The 26164-nt window shown below is 41.7% G+C and carries 19 protein-coding genes and 1 tRNA gene; 10 read left to right on the forward strand and 10 right to left on the reverse strand.

Going from position 1 to position 26164, the window contains the following annotated elements:
* Positions 1-47 precede the first annotated feature (47 nt).
* Together AC570I_RS00630 and AC570I_RS00635 are read left to right on the forward strand one after the other, a co-directional pair.
* Positions 48-614 (forward strand): hypothetical protein, encoded by a 567-nt coding sequence (locus AC570I_RS00630; protein WP_497403423.1) that lies wholly within the window; start codon positions 48-50, stop codon positions 612-614.
* Positions 607-1056: a hypothetical protein gene (locus AC570I_RS00635; RefSeq protein WP_497403426.1), complete on the forward strand. Its 450-nt coding sequence runs from the start codon at positions 607-609 to the stop codon at positions 1054-1056. Before AC570I_RS00630 ends, AC570I_RS00635 begins: the two co-directional genes overlap by 8 nt.
* A 135-nt stretch (positions 1057-1191) precedes the next feature.
* Here AC570I_RS00635 and AC570I_RS00640 read toward each other — a convergent pair whose 3' ends face one another.
* Positions 1192-3195: a RagB/SusD family nutrient uptake outer membrane protein gene (locus AC570I_RS00640; protein WP_497403428.1), complete on the reverse strand. Its 2004-nt coding sequence runs from the start codon at positions 3193-3195 to the stop codon at positions 1192-1194.
* An 11-nt stretch (positions 3196-3206) separates the two neighbouring features.
* The gene (locus AC570I_RS00645) at positions 3207-6491 is read right to left on the reverse strand and encodes a SusC/RagA family TonB-linked outer membrane protein (RefSeq protein ID WP_497403431.1); all 3285 of its coding nucleotides are present in this window, start codon (positions 6489-6491) and stop codon (positions 3207-3209) included.
* A gap of 464 nt (positions 6492-6955) precedes the next feature.
* Here AC570I_RS00645 and AC570I_RS00650 point away from each other — a divergent pair, with 464 nt between their 5' ends.
* Complete coding sequence (locus AC570I_RS00650) at positions 6956-7588, forward strand: hypothetical protein (RefSeq protein ID WP_497403433.1); 633 nt, start codon at positions 6956-6958, stop codon at positions 7586-7588.
* A gap of 20 nt (positions 7589-7608) precedes the next feature.
* On the opposite strand, the gene AC570I_RS00655 is transcribed toward AC570I_RS00650, so the two are convergent.
* From AC570I_RS00655 to AC570I_RS00670, 4 genes are all read right to left on the reverse strand, one after another.
* Complete coding sequence (locus AC570I_RS00655) at positions 7609-8766, reverse strand: amine oxidase (RefSeq protein ID WP_497403435.1); 1158 nt, start codon at positions 8764-8766, stop codon at positions 7609-7611.
* Entirely contained in the window at positions 8766-9911 is a 1146-nt protein-coding gene (locus tag AC570I_RS00660; protein ID WP_497403437.1) for a glycosyltransferase, read from the reverse strand. The genes AC570I_RS00655 and AC570I_RS00660 overlap by 1 nt, the downstream gene beginning before the upstream one ends.
* Before the next feature lie 5 nt (positions 9912-9916).
* A complete protein-coding gene (gene glf / locus AC570I_RS00665; RefSeq protein ID WP_497403439.1) occupies positions 9917-11068 on the reverse strand; it encodes a UDP-galactopyranose mutase in 1152 nt (383 codons plus the stop codon).
* Positions 11069-11189: 121 nt separating this feature from the next.
* A complete protein-coding gene (locus tag AC570I_RS00670) occupies positions 11190-11768 on the reverse strand; it encodes a YciE/YciF ferroxidase family protein (protein ID WP_497403441.1) in 579 nt (192 codons plus the stop codon).
* Between the two features lie 189 nt (positions 11769-11957).
* Between AC570I_RS00670 and AC570I_RS00675 the strand changes: the two genes are divergently transcribed.
* The 4 genes from AC570I_RS00675 to AC570I_RS00690 all read left to right on the forward strand — a co-directional run bounded on the left by AC570I_RS00675 (position 11958) and on the right by AC570I_RS00690 (position 15591).
* The gene (locus AC570I_RS00675; protein WP_497403444.1) at positions 11958-12563 is read left to right on the forward strand and encodes a hypothetical protein; all 606 of its coding nucleotides are present in this window, start codon (positions 11958-11960) and stop codon (positions 12561-12563) included.
* A gap of 156 nt (positions 12564-12719) precedes the next feature.
* Positions 12720-13661, forward strand: a complete 942-nt coding sequence (locus AC570I_RS00680) for a manganese catalase family protein (RefSeq protein ID WP_497403446.1) — start codon at positions 12720-12722, stop codon at positions 13659-13661.
* Positions 13662-13842: 181 nt separating this feature from the next.
* Positions 13843-14490, forward strand: coding sequence for a response regulator (locus AC570I_RS00685; RefSeq protein WP_497403448.1), 648 nt, complete (start codon positions 13843-13845; stop codon positions 14488-14490).
* Between the two features lie 27 nt (positions 14491-14517).
* The gene (locus tag AC570I_RS00690) at positions 14518-15591 is read left to right on the forward strand and encodes a PAS domain-containing sensor histidine kinase (protein ID WP_497403451.1); all 1074 of its coding nucleotides are present in this window, start codon (positions 14518-14520) and stop codon (positions 15589-15591) included.
* A gap of 129 nt (positions 15592-15720) precedes the next feature.
* Here the strand turns inward: AC570I_RS00690 and AC570I_RS00695 are convergent, their stop codons facing one another.
* On the reverse strand, positions 15721-16224 hold the full coding sequence (locus AC570I_RS00695; protein ID WP_047798322.1) for an RNA polymerase sigma factor: 504 nt from the start codon (positions 16222-16224) through the stop codon (positions 15721-15723).
* Positions 16225-16486: 262 nt separating this feature from the next.
* Here AC570I_RS00695 and AC570I_RS00700 point away from each other — a divergent pair, with 262 nt between their 5' ends.
* Positions 16487-18970, forward strand: a complete 2484-nt coding sequence (locus AC570I_RS00700) for a mechanosensitive ion channel domain-containing protein (protein ID WP_497403453.1) — start codon at positions 16487-16489, stop codon at positions 18968-18970.
* A gap of 155 nt (positions 18971-19125) precedes the next feature.
* Here AC570I_RS00700 and AC570I_RS00705 read toward each other — a convergent pair.
* Positions 19126-19210 (reverse strand) — tRNA-Ser (locus AC570I_RS00705).
* 133 nt (positions 19211-19343) lie between these two features.
* Complete coding sequence (locus tag AC570I_RS00710) at positions 19344-19778, reverse strand: DoxX family protein (protein WP_316797776.1); 435 nt, start codon at positions 19776-19778, stop codon at positions 19344-19346.
* Positions 19779-20031: 253 nt separating this feature from the next.
* On the opposite strand from AC570I_RS00710, the gene AC570I_RS00715 reads away from it, so the two are divergent.
* Complete coding sequence (locus tag AC570I_RS00715; protein ID WP_497403456.1) at positions 20032-21579, forward strand: glycoside hydrolase; 1548 nt, start codon at positions 20032-20034, stop codon at positions 21577-21579.
* A 73-nt stretch (positions 21580-21652) separates the two neighbouring features.
* Here the strand turns inward: AC570I_RS00715 and AC570I_RS00720 are convergent, their stop codons facing one another.
* On the reverse strand, positions 21653-22537 hold the full coding sequence (locus AC570I_RS00720; RefSeq protein ID WP_497403459.1) for a helix-turn-helix domain-containing protein: 885 nt from the start codon (positions 22535-22537) through the stop codon (positions 21653-21655).
* Positions 22538-23028: 491 nt separating this feature from the next.
* Here AC570I_RS00720 and AC570I_RS00725 point away from each other — a divergent pair, with 491 nt between their 5' ends.
* A complete protein-coding gene (locus AC570I_RS00725; protein WP_497403461.1) occupies positions 23029-26154 on the forward strand; it encodes a SusC/RagA family TonB-linked outer membrane protein in 3126 nt (1041 codons plus the stop codon).
* The last annotated feature ends 10 nt before the right edge of the window (positions 26155-26164 follow it).

Raw genomic sequence — 26164 nt, forward strand, 5'->3', positions numbered from 1 at the left:
ATGTTTTTGTATTACTTTTGTCCACATAAAATTTTTTCCCGGAGTTCATGAGAATAAGCAGATATGTGAGGAAGATTTCGATCCTGTTTTTATTAATTATTCACCTGGTTTTTTTGTTTCCAATCTTTTGGGAACATGCACACTCCTGGTGGCTGGTATTATCTTTATTCATCCTATGTCCTTTAATTTTCGTTACGTACTTAAGGGTGCAGCTTCATCACCACGAGCATCAGTATGAGCATATATTGGTTGTGGCCTGGATTCCAATAGGAGCGGTGGTCTCTTTTTACCTGAATCACTATCTAAAACTGGGGCCGGTAATTTCAGCAGCCACGCTAGGAACTGTTGCCTCACTGATTCCGCTGATTAACCGTAAATCAGAATATCTAAAGCAATTGCCAGCAGCAATCTACTGTGGTGCTTTCATTGGCATGTCGAGTACAGGTGTAGCGCCAAGCATTGCATTTGTACTTACTGCCAGCTTTTTCACTGCAGTACTGATTATTGTTTCGAAAAGCCTGTTCTCCGGCCTAGGCGGCAAGTTGGGCACACTTGCTTTCGCTGGGGTAGTCATGGCTTCGCTATTTTATTACCTTATTTCAACTTATGCTTAACAATTTCATCCTGGCCCTGGTTGGGTTGGCTGGAGCAGTCACTACATTTTATGTAAATGAGGGGCTGAAACAAGGGCCTGTGCGCGCTTCGGCTAGCCTTTCACTCATGATCGCGACATTTTTCCATTTTTGCCCGCCAGGAATAGATCCGTTTTTAAGCGAAAATATTCCCTTGGTATTTATAGGCTCATCTTTCATCGGAATGGTGTCAGGCCGGCTAGTTAACAATTATTGGTTAGTTGCAGCTGCCGGTGTATTATTTTGCATTATATTTTTGAATGCGAGTCGCTATTTTAAGGGTTACGGAGGGGCTTTAGGTACATCGGCCTGTATCTCCCTTCTGGCCATTTTAAGTATACCCATTGTAACAAAAAAACAACGGCTTACCAACGGCTTTGCCTTGTTACGGAAAATGGTATTTAGAAAGGGGAGGAAAGGATAAATTTCCTCAAAAGCTTTTCTTATAGATTAAGCAAAAAAAAACAGGCTGTTCAAAAGATTGTTTACCATTAGATATCACATCGCATGGAAACACCTCCTGAACAGCCTGTTAATGACTATTGAGTTATACCGGAAATTAATCGATTTTATCTTCGTCCGCTACGGCTTCCTGCCAGGTTTGCCATTTTGCCGTTGATCCATTATAACCTGTGTATCCAAAGTTCTGACTTAGAATTCCACGGTTATTTGCTGTAATGGCTGCATTCGGGATTGGCCAGTAAAGATTACATTTATCCATTTTGTAATTGAACGTTTTATTGTTGGAGTTAATGCCTCCCTGGTTATATATTTTGCCTTTCAGCACAACCCGTTTATACCAATAACTGCCACCTGATAAATCTGTTCCGGCATTCTTATCGTAGGTTTCGGTGCTGTACGTGTTTCCCCATTCATCAGGTTTTCCACTCAAGGCTAAACAATAAGAAACCCTGCTCAATTCCATGTGTCTCCATTCTTCCAGATACAATTCACGCGCCCGTTCATCCATAATATCACCAATGGTTACGGTGGTGTATAAGCGGGTACATTTGGCCCTGGTCCTGATTATATTAACATCCGAAGCTGCGCCGGTTGCATCCCCTAAATAGAATTTCGCTTCAGCCCTTAATAGGTAGGCTTCAGCCAGTCGATAGAGATACCAGTCGCCAACACTCCCGGTACTGGCACCGGTATAAGCATTACTGGTCAGGTTAGCTTCATTTACTACGTCCGTTATAAAAAGCTTGTAATGTGGCCACTGGAAGTAACTACGAATAGTATCAGTACAAAGGAAAGCACCGGTTGTTGGATGCTTAAGCGTTATTTTTTGGCCACGATATGTACTATTAGACGTAACGTATTTTAGGTTTTCCATTTTAACCCAGTTGCCTGAAGCGGTACTGTGCCTAAGGTCATTTGTATCTTCTGCACCATTCACGTACCACAATCCATTTTGCGCAAAGCCAGTTGGTCGAATAGTTCCGATTCCGCGCCCAAGTGCTCGGCCATAGTCCAGATCCGAACGGTAGCTGGCGCTATTACGGGCATAAAGATCCATTGCATTTCTTCCATCCGGGTCTTTTAACGTAGAGGCATTATACAATGGGCTAAAAATACGCATTGTTGCGAAAGCGATATTAGATTGAGCACCACGATTTGGCATCCCCATGATGACCTCTGTATTGCCGGAAATTAATTTGTTTTCGCAACGGTGAAGATCCCAAATCACGTTGCGTGTAATCGGCCAGGTTAACGGTTCGCCACCAGGATAAAAAGTTCCCAAAGAGTTGTTTACAAGCGAATACCCCGATTGATTAATCAAAATATCAGCCTGGTTCTTAGCTTTCTGAAACTGCCCGGTAGCGAGATAGCATTTAATTAAAAGCATGCGACATGCACCTTTGTTTACCATTCCTGTGTAGATCATGTCTTTCTGCTCCGGAACCCACTGTACAGCAAATTCCATATCCTGAGTAATCATTTCAAGAATGGCCGCTTTTTTTGTACTGCGATAGTTTTGTTTAGGTACTTCAATTATTTTGGTAACCAATGGAACATCACCGTACTGAAATACCAGCGCAAGGTACCTGAAAGCGCGATGAAAGTAAGCCCTTCCTTTGTAGGCATTTTTTAATGACTCATCCAGTCCGGCAACCTTATCCACATAGGTGATCACCGTATTTGCATATTTGATACCACTATAGGTCTCATCCCAGTAATGGTTAATGTAATTCCCATCATTACCGCCAGGTCCGGCTGCCCCACTGGTAGGTTTTAATCCATCAGCAAAATTGAAGTTTACATTGTTAACATCCAGATCCGTTTTACCATACACAGCAAGGTCAGAAAACATATATTCTGTGCCGATCACTACAGAGTTAGTATTCGACGACGTATTTGTCCAGTAAGAACGGATGTGGCGATCGCTAATAGCAAGTGCCGCCTTTAGCCCCGACTCGGTGCTGAAGGTTGCTGTTGGTTCATATATAGACAACGGATCAGGATCAAGGAAGCTTCTTTTGCACCCGCCGGCGAATCCAAGGGTGATTATTAGCGAAGCCGCTAATAGAGTTTGTTTATTAATTTGTTTAAATAATTTCATGACAGATTTTTTTACAGTGTTACATTTAAGCCAAGAGAAAAAACACCGGTTGCCAGTCCACCTGTTTCAGGATCGCCATATTCCCAGTCTTTTTGCCATACGGCAACATTTCTAAGCGTGCTGAACACCTTAATTTTCTGAATATTTAATTTGTTGGTCCATCGGCTAGGGAAGGTGTAACCCAGTGAAACATTTTCCAATCGGATAAATGAACGATCGTAAAGCATGTTGGCACTGGCACCTGTTGGAGCTTGTGCATCCAATCTGGCATAACGGTTAGTTGGGTTATCAATAGTCCAGTATTCTTTTGCAAATGTGTTGAAGTTATAGGTAACTAACGATCCTGAATTGTCGCTATTCAGGTAATTTCCTGATAAGCTTTTATGGCCCATGTAAGAATAAATATTCACTCCAACGGTGAAGTTCTTGAAAAAGGTAAAGTCGTTTCGTAACTGCCAGTTGATTGGAGGAGCTGTCTGACCTAAAAACTCTTTATCATTATCGTCATAAACTGGTGTCCTGCTACCATCAGCATTCACTTTGTCATTAGCTGTATAAAGATTCGCTACTTTAGGATCTCCAGGTCGCTGGCCGTACCGGGCAGCTTCAGTAGCTTCGTTGCTTTGCCAGATACCGTCTACACGATAGTTCCAGATGGCACTGATTGGTTGCCCGATAAACCAGCCGTTTGAGGTGTCGTTCATCTCTCTTTTACCCACTACATTTCCTGCCGCATCCAAAACGTCTTCGTATTGATAATAGAGATGAACAATCTTGTTTTTATTGTAAGAAAAGCTCAGGCTGCTTCTCCATTCAAAATTATCGTTACTGATGTTCAATGAGTTGATAGATAAGTCAAAGCCGCGGTTCTGTACCTCGCCCAGATTAGTTGTAATGCTCGTGAAACCTGTAAAACCTGGCAGACGTTGCGACATAATCATGTCGTGCGTTTTCATGGAATAGTATTCAAATGTACCGGTAATGCGATCATTCATAAATCCTAAATCCAAACCGAAATTTATTGATTGGGTTTTCTCCCACTGTAGAAATGGATTGGCCATCCGGTCGATCAGCAGGTACTTAACTTCTTCCATTCCACTTCCTACAAGATATCCCATTGTGGCACCAAGACCAGACCCTAAGTTAGCGAGCGAAATATACGGATCTGATAGCGAACGGTTACCATTTTCACCAAATGAGGCCCGTAACTTACCGGTACTCAATATATTTTTCCATTTAAAGAATTTCTCGTTGGTGAAGGTCCAGGCAACTGCAGTTGCCGGAAAGGTGGCATAAGGGTTACTGGCGCCGAACGCGGAATAACCATCCCTACGCACGGATGCAGTGATCATGTAACGATCATCAAACGAATAAAATGCCCTTGCAAGTAAGCCATTGCCTGTTTGATGCGAATCATAACTCGAAATAGCACTGTTTGCTAAGGTCGCATTTGATACGTTGTGAAATCCTAAGGCATCTGATGGTAAGATGTTGCGTGCAGAAATAGATTCTGACCAGAATCTGCGTTCTTCTGCTTCCTGTACAAGCGTAATATTTAAACGGTGTTTTTGGTTAAAGGTGTGTTCCCAGTTCAAGGTATTGTTTAATGACCAGTCGAAATTCTTCGATGTACCGCGGTCCACTCCGCGACTGGTAGGCGAAGATCCGGGAAGATCTGCCGACATGAAATAACGGTTGTAAAACCATTGGAGGCGTGGCGATGCATTAAAGGAATAATTGATGCCAAACGGTAATTTAACTTTTGCATTAAATATTGTATTCAATACCGTGTAGCCTTTTTCCAGTTCTAAATATTGTCTGTCGAAATCGTAATTGGTTCCTCTTAAGATAGAGCCATCGCCCATTGGATATTGTGCCAGGCTGCCATCCGCATTGGTGTAGTGACTATAAGGAGCATTCCTGATTTGGTTGGAAAGCCAGTAATCTGTCCCTAATTCGGGCGTCAGATCACCGTCGCTTCGATCCTGGAAATTTACATTTGCACCAATTTCAAGCCAGCTATTTACTTTACCCTCAAGTTTCAGGTTAGAACGGATGGCCCGGTAGTTATTGTAATTCACAGCCCCCTCGTTTTTAAGATAACCCATTGACATGTAATAGTTCATTTTTTCACCAGCTCCTGATATGCTGGTGTTATAATCCTGGTTAAATCCTGTCCGAAATGTATGGTCATACCAATCAAAGGTATTTCCCGCAAGATAGTCTTTTAGAACACCTCCTTCCAGCCCCAATCTTTTAGCGTAAATACTGGCATCTGATTCCCCTGTTGCATTCGTTGAATATGCTCGCCATTGCGCTAAGTTTACCCCGTATCTGCTCAGGTTTGAAGGATTTTCGTAGAAGCCTGGTTTGCTCAAAGTAGCGGTAGTTCGATAAGCTTCGTAATTATTGGTTGTGGTATTCAATCCATAGGTGGTAGTGCGGTACCAATCTTCGCGATAGGTCATATAATCTTCGGGACTAAATACTTCCCTATACTCACTTTTGGTAGTGGTACCAAAGTTCGAATTAAAATTAATTGTTGGTTTTCCCTGTTTACCTTTCTTGGTACTGATGATAATTACGCCGCTTGCTGCTCTCGAACCATATACTGCCGCTGCCGAGGCATCTTTCAACACATCAATCTGACCAATATCATCAGGATTTATTTCGGACAGCTCACCATAAAATACCATTCCATCCAGTACAATAAGAGGTTCGTTATGGCTTCCAGCTGTATATACCGAGCGTTGTCCTCTTAGTTGCATGGAACCGCCCCCTTTCGCAGAAGCGTCATAGCCTACACTAAGTCCAGGAGTACCGCGTAAAATATCCTGTACGGTTTTGGGGTTATCATTCGCAATTTTGTCGGGTACAATCTGAAAAACAGAACCTGTTAAATCTTTTTTCTTCATCGTACCGTAGCCTACAACAACTACACCTTCTAAATCCTGGGTGCTTTCTTCTAGTCTAATATTATATTGGGTTTCTTTCCCTACACTAATATTCTGAGAACGATAACCTACGTAACTGATAACCAGGATGTCACCTTCCTTAGCCTGTATTTGGTATTTTCCCTGTTCATTGGTGCTCGTAGCAACATTTGAGTTTTGAACTTTAACAGCTACCCCGATTAAGGTTACGCCAGTTTTAGTGTCATACACTGTTCCGTTGATGGACTTCGTTTGCCCAAAGGCAGGTCCATGTATTAAAATTAAGCTCACAAAAAGCAGGATCAGGCAATTGTAAACTGCCTTTCCCTTTTTTTTCTGAGAAGTCAAGTAAAAATTTGTCATAGTAATTTATGTCTGTTTGTTGTTTGTCCAGATACAGAATTAATCCGCATCATAAGTTTTGCCCGTAGTTTGCTAGGCAATCTCATTGGTCGTCTGGGTAGAATTGAGCTGTCAAATGGTTAGTATGTTTGGTAAGGATAAAGTAAGCGGATTTCACTTGCTAGAATGAGGGGTATTTTAATATAATATAGGGGGTAAAATCAGTTTGAAGAGGAATAATATAAATTTTGTGCATCACATGCTCCAGCCAGGTTGTTTACCTTTGAAAAGGCACGACACAAAGTTTAACGGAATTGGCAGCAAAATTGTTAATCAATATCGTCACCTATGAAAACAAAATTGACATGCTCAACCTCTTTGCCCTTTTACTTTCAGGTAGCTATCTGTTCACTGAGGGTTGCAAGTCAGATCAGAAGAAACCTCCTCAGAGCGATAGTATATTGATCCATTTAAAATCCTTTAATATGAAAACATATATAATCTTTCTGATAGCATTCTCATTACTCTTAGGCTGCAAAGAGAAAAACGACAAAAAAATAACAGCAACAGATTCACTTGTGCAAGGGAAACAAAAAATCATTGCCAACAGCCCGCGCCTGATATTGATAACCGAATTAGGGAAATTCAGGAATGCTATAGCTAAAAAAGATAAGGAACAAATATTAAGTTATTTTACTTTTCCCCTGGCAGATACCGCTGTAAACTTTTTCGAGGTCGATTCCCTCTTTGATAAACAAAGGCAAGAACATCATGGAGCTATTACCCGAAACATGTTTTTCAATTCCTTCGGTTCCATTTATACCCTTACTGAAATGGATGAATTCAATAATTTATTTAAAGCAGTTGATTTAAAAGAATTAAAAGTTAAAAATGAAACCAGCAAAGAAGTGCATGCCAAAAATGAAGGCTGCTACTTTATTTACAGCATTACAGTCCGAGGCAATGAAGTTATCCTGCAGTATGGAACCAATACTGATGCGGAATATTTGAAGGCCCATCCCGATGAAGGTGAAGTTTGCGGAGAATATGCCGCCATTTGGGTTTTCAAATTCGACGGTAAAAATATAAGGTTCCTAAAGCATCAGATTGCCGGTTAATTAATAATTGGCGCCAATACCTATACCCCTGATAAAAAAGGCTCAATCATCAGCATCGACTTGACAATCTCCTCATCATAAGGCTGGCAGATAATCCTGGCATGGGGGCTGGCCTCGTCAGCGTCCCACAAACCTGAGTGGTGCCAGTAATGTAAATGGTCCCAATCCGGCCGGTCTATAATGGGGTAGAGGCAAATGCCTTTCAATGGTATACCCAACTTCAGGGTTTTTATACACTCTTTAGCAATAAGCTCCAGCCAGTTTGCCCGGTGCTCTCCCGGGTGACTGGTTTCAGATAATACAACGGGCTTATCGTAACGGCAATACGCTTCCAGAAAGAGTTCAGATAAACCTTTCCATCTCGGGTCGGGATCAAGGTTTGCCCAGGGCAGGTTGGTATAATCATTGGCAACCCACTGGTTATTATAGTAAAAATTAAAGCCCATATAATCAATTAAATCCGGGCTTCCGCCCAGTTCCTCACATATCTTTCCTGTGAGCATGTCCGTAGCCTGGTATTGCTCATCGTGCTGTTGTGCAGCCTGAAGAACCATTTCCATACTGGCATCTAGTGAGGGTACTATGTTTACAATGGGCTCGGTAGTCATAATCTTCAAGCCGGGAGCAATTACTTTCATCGCCTTAATACCTTGAATATAGGCATCTACTAAAGCATATTTTACCTGCCATCCCATTCCCCTTGCGTAGGGGCTTGTGCTGGCATGGTCGCCGCCAAGCCAGGAGAGAAATCCCACTTCATTGATAGGGGTAACAATCAATGGTTCTCCTGGGAAGTATTTCTGGTGAAATTGCACAAAAGCTTCACAAATCCCAACAAACCGGGCTTTGAAGTGCGGGTGTAATGGGGTAAGGTCATCCGGAAATCCGAAATGACAAATATCCCATATTTGTTGAATCCCCGTTTTCCTGGCCGCATCAATCATCACGCCGACGGTTGTAAAGTCATATTGATAAGGGCTTTGCTCAACTTTACTCCATCTTATCCCCTCCCTAACCGTGCGTAGTCCTTTGGCGACAACCAGCTCATAATCGCGTTCAATATGTAATATATGGCCGGTTTCAATGAGTAAGTCAACGCGGTTTCCGTAATGATTTAACTGGTCAGAACACTCAAAACCTGCCATCCAGAAAGAGCGAAATGGTGTTTCACTGGTCATTAACTTGCTAGTAATTTATCAGCTTCAAAACGGGCAAGGATCATTTTTTCCTTCATTTGCTCAAAGGTATCTCCCCATGATTTATCCTCCAAAAACTTATCCGCCTTTTTCAGCCATTTCCCGTTTGTCCGGTCATCGAGGCAATATTCAACTGCTGCTATAAATTCATCTGCATCCGAAGCAATGCTTACCAACCCTTCCACGCCATATGGGCGAACCACATCACGAATAGGGGTAGATACAACACGTAGTCCGGCTGCCAGGTATTCAGGGGTTTTAGTCGGACTGATAAAGCGGGTGGAATTATTGATCGCGAATGGAATAAGCGCAATGTCCCATCCAGAAAGATAAGCAGGTAAATCTCCGTATGCCTTCTGACCCAGATAATGTACGTTTGGCCCCTTGGGCAAATTATCCATCGACACCTTCACCACGGGGCCAAGTAAAACAATTTGCCAGTCAGGCCGTTTAACCGCTACTTCATGTATAAGTGTGGCATCGAAGCGTTCATCTATCACGCCGATAAATCCGAGTTTAACGCCATTAATAGCCGCCTGATCTTCCGGCTCTTTTTGTACTGCTCTTGCCAGATGGAAATGTGCTTTATCAATACTGCTCGGAAATACATGAATGTTCTCATGCTGATCTTTCTTTGCTTTATGCAGCGAATAACCACCAGTAAAAACAATGTCAGCAATTTTTAATAACGACTTTTCAAGCTCAAGGAGTTCTTTTGGCGCAAAGTCAAAAGCAGATAACTCATCCATACAGTCAAATACCGTAAGAGATGCCTTAAAATGATCAGAAAACTGAAGCGCCATTGGAGTGTAATACCAAAAAGTCCATTCCGCCAGGTTTACCCGGCCCAAAAATTCAGTCAATAAAAGTCTCATTTCTTCTTTTACCTGCTGCGGATCATGCCCCGAAACCAAATGTGGTATCAAAATAGTAAGCCTGGGCTCACGGTGATCGTAAGCCATGTAAGCGCTTTCCGTAGCATCGAATACCGGCTCTTCCATTACATAAACGTTTGTTTCTTTGGCAAAGCGGCTCATCAGGTGCTGCGGGCGCTGAAATACGAAATCCCATCTGAGATGAGAAAAGCATAATAAATTCTGCGGGAGGGACGACTGTTTTATATTCATATTCTTTACATGGTTATCAGGTCTTTATCAGTAGTAAAATGTACTGATACAGTTTTAAGTGCAGAGGCTACAATCTGGTGCATATCATAGTACTGGTAGGTAGCTAACCGCCCGCCAAATATTACATTCGATTCCATTTCTGCGAGCGCTTTGTAACTAGCAAAAATGCCATTGTTATGGGCATCGTTTATAGGGTAATAGGCCTCTTTTTCTGGTGTCCAGTCTTCAGGGTACTCTTTGGTCACCACAGTTTTTGCCTGGGTTCCAAACTCAAAATGTTTGTGTTCTATTATTCTGGTATAGGGTATTTCCCTTTCTGTATAATTTATCACAGCGTTACCCTGGTAATTGGGCATGTTAACAACTTCATGTTCAAAGCGTAGCGACCGATATTCAAGCTGGCCAAATGCATAACCATAAAACTGATCAATATTGCCAGTAAATACGGTGTGTTCGGCAATGTCGTCCCAGTGGTCGCGGTTAGCAAAATAGTCTGTTTCGGTTTTTACCTCAATCCCTTTAGTCAGGCCATCAATTAATTTATTAAAACCTCCTATTGGTATCCCCTGATATTTGTCGTTGAAATAGTTATTGTCATACGTGAAACGTACCGGCAATCTTTTAATGATAAAAGCAGGGAGTTCAGTTGCTGGCCTGCCCCATTGCTTTTCAGTGTAGCCCTTAATCAGCTTTTCATAAATATCCGTTCCAACCAGCGACAGCGCTTGTTCTTCCAGGTTTGCAGGTGAGGCAGTCGAACTTAACTGAATTTGATTGTTTATTTTTTCCTGTGCTTCAGTGGGTGTTTTGACACCCCATAACTGATAAAAGGTATTCATGTTGAAAGGCAGGTTATAAAGTTTGCCTTTGTAGTTTGCTAGCGGACTGTTGGTATACCTGTTAAACTCAACAAAAGAATTTACGTAGTCCCAAACAGTCTTATCGTTGGTGTGGAATATGTGGGCACCATACTTGTGCACGTTGATGCCCTCCATATTTTCGCAAAACACATTGCCGCCAACATGATTTCTTTTATCAATAATCAGGCACTTTTTTCCGCGTTTAGTGGCCTCATGGGCAAACACCGAACCAAATAAACCGCTCCCCACAATCAGGTAATCATATATTTTCTTTCCTTTATCTGGTTCAGTTGGCATAGCTCATGTTGGGGATAATTTGATTAGATTTTGTTGCTGCTCATTTAGCAGGCAAATAAGCTACCGGTAACTTTAAATACCAGATTAGGGCTTTTCCTTCATCTGGTATTTTTATTTATTCCTACTCAGCCGCTGCCTCTGCATTTATCGCATTTACGGCAATTTCAGTAAGGGCAACGTCAGTTGCTTTTTCATTTTCAAGTGTTTGTCCCAATAGTTCTGCTACATCAGCACGATCCAGGTTTTCTGCGAATACCTTAAGGGTTCCATAAGTTGCAATTTCATAGTGTTCCACTTTTTGAGCTGCAAGGATAAGACCTGCATCACGAATCATTGTACCTGAATCAGTATCTTCTATAATGCCGGTCGCTTCTTCCAGTAACCCTGCCATCGCATCGCATTTTTTTGCTGCAGCTTTTTCATCAAGCAAAGCAAATACCTGCTCTAGGGTATCAATATGTGTTTGAGTTTCCTGTGTATGTTTTTCAAACGCAGCTGCTAGCTCCGGACTGGTTGCTGCTTTCTTCATTTTTGGAAGCGCCTTGACCAAATGCTTCTCTGCCCAGTAAATGTCCTTCAATTCATCCATAAAAAATTCATGGAATTCTGAAGGTGTAATGTTTCCAGCACTTTTTGTCGCTTTTTTAACAGTGGTTTTTGCTGCGGCCTTTGCAGGGGCTGCTTTTGATGTCGTTGCCATATGCTTTATATTTTTGTTTCCACTAAAAACCCTTCCCGTATGGAATGGTTTAAACAAACGGTTAAACAGGTATTTGGCGCCGAAACGTGTAAGTATTTATACGCCGAATGTCGGTTACCTGTTTTTACCTTATTCCTAAAAAGAGAAAACAATTGTTACGGTATCAGGATTTTTCTCTAAAATACCATCATGGAAAAAGAAGAGCTTATCCCTAGTCAGCAAGTCGGTCAGCAGACTGATGCAGAAGAGGAAAAGATATTTGATTCGCCAGCTGAGGCTTCTTTGGCCTACAAACAAGCAGTATTGCGACTAAAGAATGTTAACCAGTGGCATACCATATCCAGGATTGAAGCGAGTTGTTTTGTGCTCTTCGATAAAAATGGAATCCAGGTTGCCAGAAATGCGAAAGAGAGCGATTATATCCGCATCGACATCCCCGGACCAGGCACGAGTGCGGGTAAAGGATACGATTGGGTATGTATCGAACACATGGAAGAGTTCTCCGGCCCGGAATCAGATGTGGAGTTTACACTTATTGTTGCCCGGCCAAGCAAAACCCCTGGTGTGGTGAGTGCTAAAATTGCTCATTTCTTTACCAATCAGGCCACTTCTACGTTTATGGTTTTTCGGCGCGGTAATGTGCTGAGTGCCGAAGTTCACGGACGTAATGAAGTGCCAAATACCGAAAATCAGGCCTTTCTTGATAAAACAAGAAATCTGGTAGTGAATGGAGGAAGCGCAATTGGCATGTCATATATACAATGGCACCTGTTGGCGTCAGGTATTTTAAAATAGTAGTACGTCAACAGCTTGCCGCGTTTCGATGTTGGAAAATACTTGCCCCGTGTGTAAATACCCGTTTTAATTATTATGCAAACCGGCAGGGCTTTTTGAGTGTGTTAATAACTGAAATCTCAATATAGAAAGATTCAACTAACAAAACAAGAGCTTATGTTTCATCATTCAAAAGACCTGCAGTTTAATGCCAGGGTTTCCAGGCCGGACCCAGTTTTTGCAAATATTTTATTAGAACAATTTGGCGGAGAAAATGGCGAGCTTGCGGCCGCCATGCAATACTTCACCCAGGCTTTCGGCGCCAAGCAGCCGCATCCCGATAAGTATGATATGCTGATGGATATCGCAACTGAAGAGTTTTCTCATTTGGAAATTGTCGGCGCAACCATCCAGATGTTGTTAAAAGGGGTAAATGGCGAACTAAAAGACGCAGCAGATTCTTCTGAAATCATGCAGGTACTCGATGGAAAAGCAGCTAAGGAAAATATCATTCATGCAGCATTAAGCGCTAATCCACATTTTGTGATGCTGAGCAGTGGCGGGCCAAGGCTGGCAAACAGCCAGGGTATTCCATGGTGTGCATCATATATCCATTCAAATGGTGATTTAACTGTTGATTTAAGGTCTAACCTCGCATCTGAATCTCGTGCCAAGCTTGTATATGAACACCTGATGAAATTCACCGACGACCCTTATGTTAAAGAAACCCTTTCATTTTTGATGACCCGCGAAGTTGCCCATTATAAAATGTTCGAAGCCGCTTTGGATACCATTCAGCCAAACTTCCCTCCCGGTGTGTTACAGGCCGACCCAAGGTATACCCAACAGTATTTCAACCTCTCACCCGAAAATTCATTCTCCGGGCCATGGAATACAGGCGAGATGCCGGGAATGGGTAAAGAATGGGAATTTATCGACGACCCGGCAACGTTCGTTAGCGAAACTGCAGGGCTGACAGATCTTCCAGACCGGAAAGCCGAAGAGCTTGAAGAAACTGAAGCCCTAAATATAAAGATGAGTGAAGAAAAAAGTGCTGAGGTAAAATCTGCAGAACCCGATGGAATAGCGCAGTGGAGCGACTACGACGAACAACTCTAATTGTATTTACAGGTTAACCCCGGGGGATTAATACCCGGGGTTCTATCATATCGTCAAAATACAACCAGATTCCGGTTGTATGGTATGGTTTATTAAAACTTTCTGGAATAGTGAGTGTTGTTAAGGTGCCTGACTACTTTGACAATCCAAGACAGTCTTGTCCTGATCACGCCCAAACATAATGAAAAACATCATTTTAGCAGAAGATCATAAGGTCATGAGAAAAGGACTGAAGATGCTTCTTGAGTCCACTAATCAATACAAAGTTGTATTTGATGCGGGTAACGGTTTGGAAGTGGTAGAAGCACTTGATCGCGGACTCACAGCCGATCTGATTGTCTCGGATATCGGAATGCCGGTATTGGATGGAATTTCAATGGTGAGGATGATCAAAGAAAAACATTATCAAATTCCGGTATTGATTATGTCCATGCTTGAAGACGACTCCCATATTTTTTCAGCCATCAGAATAGGAGCACAAGGTTTTTTGACTAAATCCGTGGATCCCGACGAATTATTCTTTGCTCTTTCTAAAATCATCTCTGGTGAGCGTTACATTTGTGCTGCTTTATCCATCAAAATTGTAGACAGAATGGTAGACAATACCTTTATCGCGCAAAGTGGCATCAGCACATCCGAATTTTCTTCAAGGGAAATCGAAATCCTCAGGCTTATTGGCGAAGGACTTACCAATGCAGAAATGGCCGATAAGTTGTTTATCTCACGCCGTACGGTTGAAGGACATCGCCAAAGCCTGATTGATAAAACTGGCGCTAAAAATACCGCCGTACTCATGCGCTTTGCGTTCACCAAAGGGATCCTCAATTAGTTTAATTATTCACAAATCTCCATTAATATGATGCCGAAAGAGAACGAACAGATTTTCTGCCAGATGGGAAATGTTTCTTCAGATGGTTATTTTATATACGATCTCAAACAACAGGTATTTAATTATTTCAATACTGCCCTATCCAGGATTTTTGGACTTACAGAAGAGGGGACGCTTACCGTCGATCAGCTCAAAGAGAAAATACACGTTGAAGATTTAGTACACGTGGCGAACTGCTATCAGGAGCTGCTTGACGACGGAGGCGCTAAAAAGTATGTGTTCAGGATCAGTTTGGCCGATGGCGTTAGGTACCTCAAAAGTAACCTCTCCTGTGCTGATGGTGCAGGACATATTTATGGTATTGTTGAAGATATTACAGTTGAACAGGAAAATAAAATCCATATCGAACAGATTAATGCCCGTAAAAATATCACCCTCGAGGTGTTATCGCATGATTTGAAGGAACCGCTTGCCATGATCCGTATGACGGCCTCCTCAATACAAAGCAACATCAGGCAAATGGAAGAAAAAGACCTGAGAAACTCCCTTCAGTTCATTAGCGAAATGTGCGAACGTAACCTGAAACTGGTAAGAAGCATGGTTAATCATGAATTTATCAAATCAGCTGTTGTCGCCATCAAAAAGGAGAGAGCAGACCTCGTCTGGGAACTTAAAGACGTGGTACGGTTCTACAGTCGCTCACACCTCAGCAAGGTTAGAAATTTCAGTTTCTCCAGTCCACAGGATAAAATCTTTCTTTTCTTAGATAGTATGAAATTCATGCAGGTAATTAATAACCTGGTGTCAAATGCCATCAAATTTACCAGAGTAGGTGGAAACATCATGGTGCAAGCAGAGCAACGCGGAGACAAAGTTATTGTTTCGGTAAGCGATGATGGGATTGGTATACCAAAAGAGATGCGCAACAACTTGTTTAATCACAGCAAGGAAGTTTTAAGGAAAGGTTTAAAAGGTGAGGAATCAGGGGGTTTGGGCATGAATATCATCAAGGATATCGTCGACCTCCACGGGGGTAGGATATGGGTGCTAAGTGAGGAGGGCTTGGGGACAAGCTTTTTTATCGAACTTCCGGAGCAATAGCATTTTAAGTAGTTTACCTATTAAAAGAGGTATTTTTCGCATAAGCCACATTTGGCATTGTAGCATTAATCTATCATTTTGTCTGTAAAACTGGAAAGCATTTCAAACAATGCTTTCCAGCTCATTTTCTTATTGATATTGTTTCAGATTCTTTTTCAACAAGATCCGGGCTTCATGAATATAAGTTTTTACTGTACCTAATGGAATCTTCATTTCATCGGCAATTTCATGATACTTATATCCTTCAAAATAACGGATAAATGGAACAGCATATTTCTGTGGCAGCTGCGCCAGCGCAACATTAATATCCTGCATGGCAAAACTCCCAACTGAATCATTCGTAGTAGCGCTGTAATGCAGGTTTGCTGAAGTGATCTCATCTTCCTGCACTGTATTGTCCCTGGTTTTTTGGTTTTTCTTGTAATTGTTAATAAAGGTGTTCTTCATAATCACAAACAGCCATCCCTTCATATTTGTTCCGTCCTCAAACTTGGATGCAAACCTTGTGGCCTTTAGCAGGGTTTCCTGCATCAGATCATTTGCATCTTCAGAATTTTTTGTGAAATTAAGGGCATGCGACCTAAGAGATGGCGCATGCAGACTAATGGTCTCGCTGAATTCTTGCTGTGTCATATGTTTTGTTTTAGGTTGTGAGCCAGGTAAAACAAAACTTATACCACCTCATCAACTCCGTAAAAGCACAATTTTCCAAAACAGGTAGATGGCAAGCTGACCCCGTATTTCTACTTACCCGATGATAATGCTGCACCACGGTCTTTTGAAAGCCCTTGCTGCTCTGTATCACACCCAAACCGTTGAATCATGGCATCGCTTTTTGCGCTAATTATAGTTTCCGAATTCCTTTTTTCGTATTATTGAACTAAGTCCTGATATTATGAACCTCTTTAATAATTCCAAAGTTATTTTACTGCTGTGTTTATGTCTTTGTTCACTCAGTTCACTGGCACAGCAAGCAGATACCACGAAAACCTCAAAGATTAATGGTAATGGAGCAAAAGGCTTTGTCGACAGAATGCAGGATTTCGCCAGGAAATCAGCATTAGATAGCCGGCAGGAATTTGAGGCAGATAAAGCACTTGCCGTGCAGGTGAGAATCTTTGAAGAAACCAGGTTGACCATGCAGAATGCTAAAAGTTATATTAAGTCCGGTCTGGATACGCTGGAATTTAAAATGACATTAAGTGATATCAAAGCTGACTATGAAATTGCCGCGGATGGCGTTTTTAAACATAAAGGAACTGCCCAAACGTTTAGAAATCTAACTGCCACTAAAAAAGTGATCAGTGAACTAATTAAAGAGGCCGGAGAGCGGAAGTCGAGACTAGACTCCCGGCAGGCCGTGCTAAATGGTTATCGTTTCAGGCTCGACTCATTACTTACTACATCAGAACTTTTTAATTTTCCTAAAGACTCTGCAGAATTAGTAAAATATCTTGGCAGCCTCGTTACCATTGCAAAGGAAATTCATCCCATTGATTCAACCCTTAAGCTTGCCGGACGTAACGTTCAGCTCCTGCTTAATGCTTACAATATGGAAATTAACGGCTTAAAAATAAGTGTTGATGAAATCGAGCAGATTGAACGCGGAATGGCAATGTCACCTTTCAAGCGCGATTTTTCAAACCTGGGTGATAGCCCTATATACTCAAGGCCCTTTTCGGAAGTGTTAACCTTTTCAAAGGTGAAGGGCATGCTAACCTTAAAGTTTTATACGATTAATAACAGTATAAAGTTATTCATATTGCTTGGTCTTACCGCATTGTCGTTTATTTATTTGCGGTCACTTAAACAGATCTATACAGCAAAAAGGTTATTGAATAAGGATTACGAAGGCCAACTGGTAATTAGGTATCCCTTACTGTCGGCACTGCTGCTGGTCATCAGTATTTTTCAGTTTATTTTCATCTCTCCCCCTTTTATTCTAAACGTTATTTTCTGGGTCATCTCCTGTATCTGCCTTAGCTTGATTTTTCGAGGATATATTACCACATACTGGATGAGGGTTTGGCTGTTAATGGTATTTTTATTTCTTATGGCTGCAGTTGATAATATGGTACTGCAGGCCTCAAGGGTAGAGCGTTGGTTTATAGTTGCTGTTGCTATGGCAGGGGTTATCGCTGGTTCAATCATTCTTTTTCAAAAACGTCAGCACGAATTGAAGGAAAAATGGATTGCCTACTCAATTGGTTTCATGATAATCCTTGAGTTTTCTTCAATAGTTTTGAATGTTATTGGTAGATATAATGTGGCCAAAACCCTGTTTATTGGTGGCTTTTTGAATGTTGTTATTGCGATATTATTTCTTTGGGTAGTTCGGTTCATTAACGAGGGATTGGTTCTGGCTTTCGACGTTTATACCGTGCAGGATAAAAAACTGTTCTACCTCAATTTTGGGCGGGTGGGATCCAGGGCCCCGTTTTTGCTCTATGTTTTGCTGGTATTGGGTTGGATAATTCTATTGGGACACAATTTTCCACTTTTTGAGTACCTGTCTCAACCCCTTGTTACGTTCTTAGGTAAAGACCGAACTATTGGAGATTATACATTCAGTATCAATTCCCTTTTCCTTTTCTTCGCTATTATGTCCCTATCGGTCATTGTTTCTAAAATTGTATCTTTTTTTACATCTGATGAGCATCTGGTATCCAGCCGCAATAAGGACACAAAAAAACAAGGTTTGGGGAGTTGGGTATTGCTGGTAAGAATATTTATTCTCTCCACAGGGCTTTTCCTGGCCATTGCCGCCGCTGGTATTCCTATGGATCGGATTACCATTATTATTGGGGCACTCGGAGTTGGTATTGGTTTTGGTTTGCAAACTTTGGTCAACAATCTGGTTAGCGGCTTAATTATCGCGTTTGAAAAACCCGTTAACGTTGGTGATATCGTTGATGTTGACGGACAAGGTGGAACGATGAAATCCATCGGGTTCCGTAGCAGCGTTATCACTACCTGGGACGGGGGAGACCTGGTCATGCCAAATGGCGACCTGCTCAATTCTCATCTGATGAACTGGACACTTGCCGGAAATCGGAAACGTGTAGCAGTTGTCATTGGCGTGGCTTATCACACCGATCTGCAAAAATGTAGGCAAATTCTAATGGAAACGCTCGAGGCGGAAACACGCGTACTTAAATCCCCGCCACCAGTAGTTCAATTCGAACAGTTTGGTTCCAGCACAATCGATCTCAAAATTTATTTCTGGACTAAACACATGTCGGAAAACAATTCTACCAGAAGTGATTTGGTGATAGCCATTACGAATGCTTTTAAAATCAATGAAATTCAGATTCCATTTCCGCAGCAGGATGTTTACCTGCACCAGCCCAAAGAGAAAAACGAAGGAGATTTTATCTGATGCCGGTATCACGAAAGCCAGCTTTTTTAAAAAAGACGGCGTACTTGTTTGGAGGAAAAACGACTGCCTGATGATATTCAGATAATCTAAACCATCAATAGCGGAAATAAACAAAAAAGCCTGAAATATTCTATTTCAGGCTTTTTTGTTTCCAGCGGAGAGCGAGGGATTCGAACCCCCGGACCTGTTACAGTCAACAGTTTTCAAGACTGCCGCATTCGACCACTCTGCCAGCTCTCCGAGGGCAAAAGTAATAATTTGGCGGCATTCTGCAAATCATTTTTTACTTATTATTTAATGCCAGAGATTACCTGCTGCTAACCATTTAGTTAGCCTTCAAAAAAAATAAATAATACCCTATAATTGGCCTCTTTTACGATACTATGGCCTCCCGGTCAACAGCAATTACACCATTTCCTTCAACAACAAAGCATAAAAGTGCTGCAAGTACCAGGGATGACAACCAGAACTCTGAGTATGGATTGAAAATTCCGGCCGACATATTGATGAAAAATACCGCACCAATCAAAATCGGTAAGTTCAAAATACAAAAGAATCTGGTGTGTGTACCAATCGCAATGGCAAGCCCCCCGATCAGGTGTGCCAGTATAATCATATGTGCCAGGGCACTGATGCTTACTGCCGTGCCGAGCATGCTCCCATGCATCAGCTGACTGAAAACATCCATGTGCCGGTAGAAGTCGATTCCCTTCCAGATTAACACAACTCCAAGTAACATCCTAAAATAATCTAACCATTGTGGATGATGGCGATCGCCCCAGTCCTGAATTTTCCTAAGCAGTTTCATAACTTTATATTTTGGTTAATTCAATTTACGAAAACAAAATTGTAAATAACTAAAGTTCAGTCATTTTTAACATTTGTTACATTCACCCACGCTCGTGTTTCAACGCTCGAGTGTTATCACTCTAATCTCTAGTCTCCCGCCTCCAGTATCAATTTCAAATCTGTTATCTCCGCTTAACTTTCGGTTAAAATCCTAACAAAGTCAGTGAAAACACTAAACAAAAAAATCATTTTAATTCTGTTACTTGCAGCACATGAAAAAGATCCTGTTCGTTTTGCTTTTCGCAGCCATTTCATACTCTGCAGTCGCTCAATCCCCGATCCCAGTTCAAATCGATTTTACCAGAACTGCACAAACCATCGAAAATATTGGTGCCTCCGGATGCTGGTTTTCTGAAGGAATAGGCAAATACTGGCCAGAAGAAAAGAAACAGCGGATTGCCGAATTATTATTCAGTAAGGAGGTAGATCGAACTGGAAAATTAAAGGGCATCGGATTATCTTCATGGCGCTTTAATATTGGTGCTGGATCTTTTGAGCAGGCCGATAGCAGTGGCATAAAAGATTTCAGAAAAAGAACCGATGGCTTTCTCAATAACGATGGAACTTATAACTGGGACAAGCAGGCTGGTTACCGGTTCTTCCTTCAAAAAGCTAAAGATTATGGCGTAGAAACGCTCATTGCTTTTTCCAACTCACCTCCGGTCCAATTTACCAAAAACCGCCTTAGTTTCAAAACAGAAAAAGATTACCAATCCAACCTTCGCGATGATGCCTATGGCGATTATGCCCGTTTTCTAACTGAAGTGATCAGGCATTTTGAAAAAGAAAAAATCCATTTCGACTATATCAGTCCGGTAAATGAGCCCCAATGGGATTGGTCGCATAATTTTAAGGAAGCAGACCAGGAGGGAAGCCCGTGGACTAACAAGCAGATCTTCAACATCACTAAGCAGCTAAATAACGAATTAGTCGAAGCAAAGTTAAACACACGGATTCTCGTTACCGAAGCAGGCATGCTAAATTACCTGTATGGCTCAAAAGGAAAAGCGGCGCAGCAAATTCAGTCTTTCTTTAATCCCACGAGCGCAGTTTACATGGGGAATTTATCTCAAGTGCCGAAACTGATCGGTGGCCACAGCTATTTTACCGAAGATGGCGACAGCACCTTGTATGCTACCCGAAAACATCTGGCTGATACCGCTTCAGCTTACAAACTTAAATATTGGCAAACAGAATATTCTATGCTGGGCGATGGTTTTCGTGAAGGAATAAAAGCTGATCGCTCAGCGATAGATTGTGCCCTTTTTCTTGCCAAAGTCATTCATGCCGACCTCACCACAGGTAATGCCACCGCATGGCAATTCTGGAATGCCTATGAGCCGGGCAGCGCCGAAAAAAACACCCGCTATTACCTCATTGCCTTAAAAGGTAATCCTGATTTTAAAGATGGCAGTTTTACCCAAACCAAAAACCTTTGGGCATTGGGGCATTTTAGCCGTTTCATTCGCCCTGGGATGGTGCGACTGGACATTAATGCCGGCCAAACGGAAGATGAAAAGTTACTGATTTCAGCCTATACAGATCAAAAAGGTAAAGTGGTTATCGTGGCGATTAATCAGCATGATCAGGGAGCTGAAATCAACATGAAATTGCTCAATAACAAACGTAAATACAAAACGATAAAAAGTTACCGCACTACAGGTGCCGAGGGCGATGACATGAAATTGCAGGCTTTTAAAGGGATAGATCACGGGATCGCATTACCAGCAAGGTCTATCACCACCATCCTCATGGAGTAAGCTGTATCTCACAATCGGGCATCCATTATCAACCCGCTTTAGCGAATCTCCCATCTGCAATCTTGTACAAAAATCAGCGGATGGCCTCCCGGTAAACCTGTTTCTTATAAGCTCCCGGCGATAAGCCGGTGATTTTTTTAAAGCTTTTCGAAAAATAAGATAAGTTATCAAAACCAAGAGAACAGGCTATCTGCGTATAGTTCATGGAGCTGGTAGCCATCAGGTACTGCGCCCGTTCAATTCGTTTATGGTTAATGTAGTGCAAAGGGCGTGTACCAACCTGAAGCTTAAATTGCCTTGAAAAATAATCGGTATTTTGATTGGCGCGGCCGGCCAGATCAGCAACCGATAACTCGCTGTCAAGATTTTTCAATATATAAGATTTAGCCTCAAAAATCATTTTCGAGTGCTGATTGTATTCGTGAGCAAAGGCTTCCTTACTTGCCAAAAATCTTGAGCTTAATTGCTTCAATATCCCCTGCGTTTCATAAAATTCCGCCAGGCCCTGATTTAAATTTAACTTCTGGCAATACTGGTAAAAGGCCTCATTTTCGTAAGTTTTCGGGTCGTAGGAGTTATTAATCCCACGGTTCGGATTAATCTCAATCAAACGACGGAACAACTGCACATCCAGTTCCGATGCCGGAACTTTGACAATCGCTTTAATCTCTTCAAACATGGAAAATCCGATTTCCGAATCTTCAAAAAACTGAACAAAATACTGCGACATGGTATCCGTACATACCATATCACACATGGTATAACTTGGTATAAGATATAAATAACCTTTTTCCAGTTTCACTGTTCCCTGCGCATCATGCAGTTGTCCCTCGCCCGATTCTATATAATAAAAACGGGCGTATGGGCTGATAATGCCCTTGTATCGCCAGGTTGAGGTGAGTTGAACCTGATCAGCGTTAAGCAAAGAATAAGTATGTCTGATTAAACGGTTTTGCATTCGCGATAAATAGGGATATTGAAGACTTTAAATTACTAAAAAAATAACAAGTCGGATTTTTACAATAAAAAATCTTTTTCTTACAAACATTGTTGCGTATTTTCATATATGTTTGACTAAACAGTTATAAATTTCGTCTCTCTCAAGTTTTTCAAAATTTAAAGGAAGTTAGATTGGCAATAATAGCAAATTGTGTGTTGATCGGTGAGTGTCTAGCCCTATTTTATAAATAGTAAAATAAGTTGTTATACTTGTATTTAAGTGCAATTAATGGAGTATATCCGCCAAACAATCATAAATCGTTTAACTACAAACCGCTATCCGTCAGCAATATGTGAATATCATCGGCGCTAAAGGCGTACAATAAATGAATGACCAGTTTGTATGGCACTTATTTAGTCCAGGTTCCTGAACAAACTAACAAATATCTTAACTACAACTAAACTAATACAGGTATGAAAATGAGGAAACTCTATTCCACAAGGTGTGCCATGAAAAAAGCATTTTCCAGCACCACCAAAAGCGTAATCAAGCTCGCACTTCTCAGTGCCGCTGCGCTAAGTTTACAAAATAATGCCCGGGCAGGGGGTATTGGCAGAAATATAAGCATTATTCCAAACCCATCCGGGTTAGTAAACACCCCGGGTACAAGGCTTCGGTCAGTCTTCAAACCCATCACTGGTCTGGTTACCGATGAGGTTGGAAATCCGCTTCCAGGAGCTACAGTAGTGGCCAAAGGCACCAGTGCAAAAACCTTAACCAATTCCGAGGGTAAGTTTTCACTGAATGTGCCCGATAACGCCACCGTACTAGTCATATCTTATATCGGAATGGCCTCTCAGGAAATTAATATCAGTACGCAAACGAATATAACCGTCAAACTATTGCCTTCTGGCGAAGGTAACCTGAACGAGGTAGTGGTAACTGCCTTAGGTGTGAAACGCGAAAAGCGCGCATTAACTTACGCAGCACAGCAACTGGCAGGTACCGAGCTAACCAAAGCCGGAGCGCCAAACTTCATGGAAGCATTGAGCGGTAAAGCTGCCGGTGTCGATATTGGCATCAGTAACTCTGGTGTGGGTGGTTCAACCAAAACCGTACTTAGGGGATCTAAATCAATTGCCGGAAGCAGTGAAGCTTTATTCGTAATTGATGGTGTTCCTGTAGTAAATAATAAAGGCGGACAACCAGGCTCATACGGTGGCACGGATGGTGGTGATGGTCTTTCTGCTTTAAATCAGGATGATTTCGAATCCGTAACGGTTTTAAGAGGCGCCAATGGTGCTATTTTATACGGTAGTCAGGGTGCTAACGGTGTAATCCTCATCAATACCAAAAAAGGGCAGGCTGGAAAAGTAACGATAGCCTTAAACTCTACCCTTAACTTCAGCAATGTAGCAACGCTACCTGAGTTTCAATATGATTATGGCGCTACAGGCGGCAGCGACTATAGCTGGTCAAAAGTGAAAGGAACCTATCAGCGCAATTACATCGAAGATTTTTTTCAAACCGGTGTAAACACGATTAATTCACTCTCAGTATCTGGCGGAAATGAAAGAACTACCACTTACTTTTCTTACGGAAACAACAACGCAACAGGGGTTGTGCCAACCAGTACTTACAACAAACACAATGTAACCTTAAGTCAGGAGACTAAATTATTTGATGATAAACTTACACTGAGTGGAAACGTTCGTTTTTCTTACGAAAAATCTAAAAACCGCCCTGGGGCAGGTTACTACAATAACCCTTTAACAGGCTTGTATCTGTTCGCACGTGAAAGAGATTTCGACTATTACAAAAACAATTACGAGATTTTTGATAAACCCCGAAATCTATATAAGCAAAACTGGTACTCTACCGAAGAGAAACAAAACAATCCTTATTGGGAATTAAATAAAGACCCAAAACTAACCACCAGTAGCCGGGTAATTGCAACTGCAAAAGCCTCTTATGCCTTTGCCCCACATTTCAAATTCGATGTGCGTGGTAATATTGATTACAACGACAGACTGTTAGACTACCGTTATGCCGCAGGTGGAAATCCGGTTAGTGTGAGTTCAAATGGTACCTGGAACTATACCAAATATAATGATAAAGCATTATATGGTGATGCTATCGTAAGTTACGACAATAACTTTGGTAAGTTCAGTTTAAGCAGTGTAGTAGGAGCAAGTATTCAGGATTATACCTTTAATGATGGTATGACTTTTAATAATGGTACGGTAGCACTGCAGTACCCTAATTTTTTCAGTTTTGCCAACCTGCCTTATAACGTAATCGTAAATCAAACATACAGCAGGGTTCAAAAGCAGGGTCTCTTTGCCAACGCATCCCTTGGCTACAAAGACATGATCTATCTGGATCTTTCCGGACGTAACGATTACGCCTCTACACTGGCTTCAACAGGTAATGATTCTTATTTTTACTATTCAGCAGGTTTGTCTGCTATCATCAGCCAGATGATCACGATGCCTGAAGCCATTCGCTTCTTGAAATTAAGGGCATCAACCTCTCAGGTAGGTAATGAAGTACCATATAATCTTGTAAAACCTGGAAACACCATTGGTGGGGCTGGAACCAACGAAGGAATTGGCGGTGTTGATTATAATACACAAACACCATTTACTAATTTAGTTCCGGAGAAAATTATCAGTAACGAGATCGGTTTGGAGAGTCGTTTTTTCAATGATCGGTTAAGCTTTGATTTCACTTACTATAAAAACTCTAGTACCAATCAGTTTTTATCTCTACCGGCTCCATCAGGCTCTGGTTATACCTTTTATTATTTAAATGCGGGTAAAGTAACCAATCAGGGTTTCGAGCTAACACTAGGCGGCGATCCGGTAAAAACTGAAAACTTCAAATGGAATACTACCGTTAACTTATCACAGAACAAAAATAAAATTGTAGAACTAATTGCTGAAAATCCAGGTTATCAGGTGGGTAGCGATAGTGAAGGATTCAATTCCATCATTAAATCTGGTGGCTCGTTCAACGATTTATACATCTATAAGTTTGCCCGCAATGCTGCTGGTCAGATTATTTTAGATGCAGCAGGGAAACCAACCAAAGCTGCAACACAAGAGTACGTAGGAAGCCTGAATCCTGACTTTATCACCGGCTGGAACAACACCTTTACTTATAAAGATTTTACGCTAAGTGCTTTAGTGTCGGCTAAATTCGGTGGTGTAGCTTTTTCTAAAACCGAAGCTTTCCTAGATGCCTATGGTGTAAGTAAAAGAACAGGTGAGGCTCGCGATGCCGGAACCATTCCAATCAATGCAGTTCAAGGTACCACTGCAGTTTCTTCAATCGATCCTGCGCTCTACTATTCAGTAATTGGAGATAGAAACGGTATTATGGAACCCTATGTATTCTCCCGTACTAATGTTCGTTTAGCACAGGTATCTTTAGCTTATACTATACCGTTGAAAGGCTCCGCAATTAAATCAGCATCCGTATCGCTGATTGGCCGTAACTTATTCTTCTTCTACAAAAAAGCACCTTTCGATCCAGAGCAGGCAATGAGTACCAGTAACAGCATGCAGGCTAATGATGTATTTGCTGTACCGGCTACGCGATCTTATGGTGTAAATCTTAAGTTGAACTTTTAATATTCTACAA

This window comes from Pedobacter sp. A2324, assembly GCF_059693705.1.

Excerpts from the sequence above, each read along its gene's own strand:
- AC570I_RS00695 (WP_047798322.1), bottom strand. The coding sequence starts at position 16,224 with ATGACACAGCAAGAATTCAGCGAGACCATTAGTCTGCATGCGCCATCT.
- AC570I_RS00715 (WP_497403456.1), top strand. The coding sequence starts at position 20,032 with ATGAAAAAGATCCTGTTCGTTTTGCTTTTCGCAGCCATTTCATACTCT.
- AC570I_RS00640 (WP_497403428.1), bottom strand. The coding sequence starts at position 3,195 with ATGAAATTATTTAAACAAATTAATAAACAAACTCTATTAGCGGCTTCG.
- AC570I_RS00670 (WP_497403441.1), bottom strand. The coding sequence starts at position 11,768 with ATGGCAACGACATCAAAAGCAGCCCCTGCAAAGGCCGCAGCAAAAACC.
- AC570I_RS00655 (WP_497403435.1), bottom strand. The coding sequence starts at position 8,766 with ATGACCAGTGAAACACCATTTCGCTCTTTCTGGATGGCAGGTTTTGAG.
- AC570I_RS00635 (WP_497403426.1), top strand. The coding sequence starts at position 607 with ATGCTTAACAATTTCATCCTGGCCCTGGTTGGGTTGGCTGGAGCAGTC.
- AC570I_RS00720 (WP_497403459.1), bottom strand. The coding sequence starts at position 22,537 with ATGCAAAACCGTTTAATCAGACATACTTATTCTTTGCTTAACGCTGAT.
- AC570I_RS00630 (WP_497403423.1), top strand. The coding sequence starts at position 48 with ATGAGAATAAGCAGATATGTGAGGAAGATTTCGATCCTGTTTTTATTA.
- AC570I_RS00680 (WP_497403446.1), top strand. The coding sequence starts at position 12,720 with ATGTTTCATCATTCAAAAGACCTGCAGTTTAATGCCAGGGTTTCCAGG.
- AC570I_RS00690 (WP_497403451.1), top strand. The coding sequence starts at position 14,518 with ATGATGCCGAAAGAGAACGAACAGATTTTCTGCCAGATGGGAAATGTT.
- AC570I_RS00725 (WP_497403461.1), top strand. The coding sequence starts at position 23,029 with ATGAAAAAAGCATTTTCCAGCACCACCAAAAGCGTAATCAAGCTCGCA.
- AC570I_RS00675 (WP_497403444.1), top strand. The coding sequence starts at position 11,958 with ATGGAAAAAGAAGAGCTTATCCCTAGTCAGCAAGTCGGTCAGCAGACT.
- AC570I_RS00700 (WP_497403453.1), top strand. The coding sequence starts at position 16,487 with ATGAACCTCTTTAATAATTCCAAAGTTATTTTACTGCTGTGTTTATGT.
- glf (WP_497403439.1), bottom strand. The coding sequence starts at position 11,068 with ATGCCAACTGAACCAGATAAAGGAAAGAAAATATATGATTACCTGATT.
- AC570I_RS00710 (WP_316797776.1), bottom strand. The coding sequence starts at position 19,778 with ATGAAACTGCTTAGGAAAATTCAGGACTGGGGCGATCGCCATCATCCA.
- AC570I_RS00650 (WP_497403433.1), top strand. The coding sequence starts at position 6,956 with ATGAAAACATATATAATCTTTCTGATAGCATTCTCATTACTCTTAGGC.
- AC570I_RS00685 (WP_497403448.1), top strand. The coding sequence starts at position 13,843 with ATGAAAAACATCATTTTAGCAGAAGATCATAAGGTCATGAGAAAAGGA.
- AC570I_RS00660 (WP_497403437.1), bottom strand. The coding sequence starts at position 9,911 with ATGAATATAAAACAGTCGTCCCTCCCGCAGAATTTATTATGCTTTTCT.
- AC570I_RS00645 (WP_497403431.1), bottom strand. The coding sequence starts at position 6,491 with ATGACAAATTTTTACTTGACTTCTCAGAAAAAAAAGGGAAAGGCAGTT.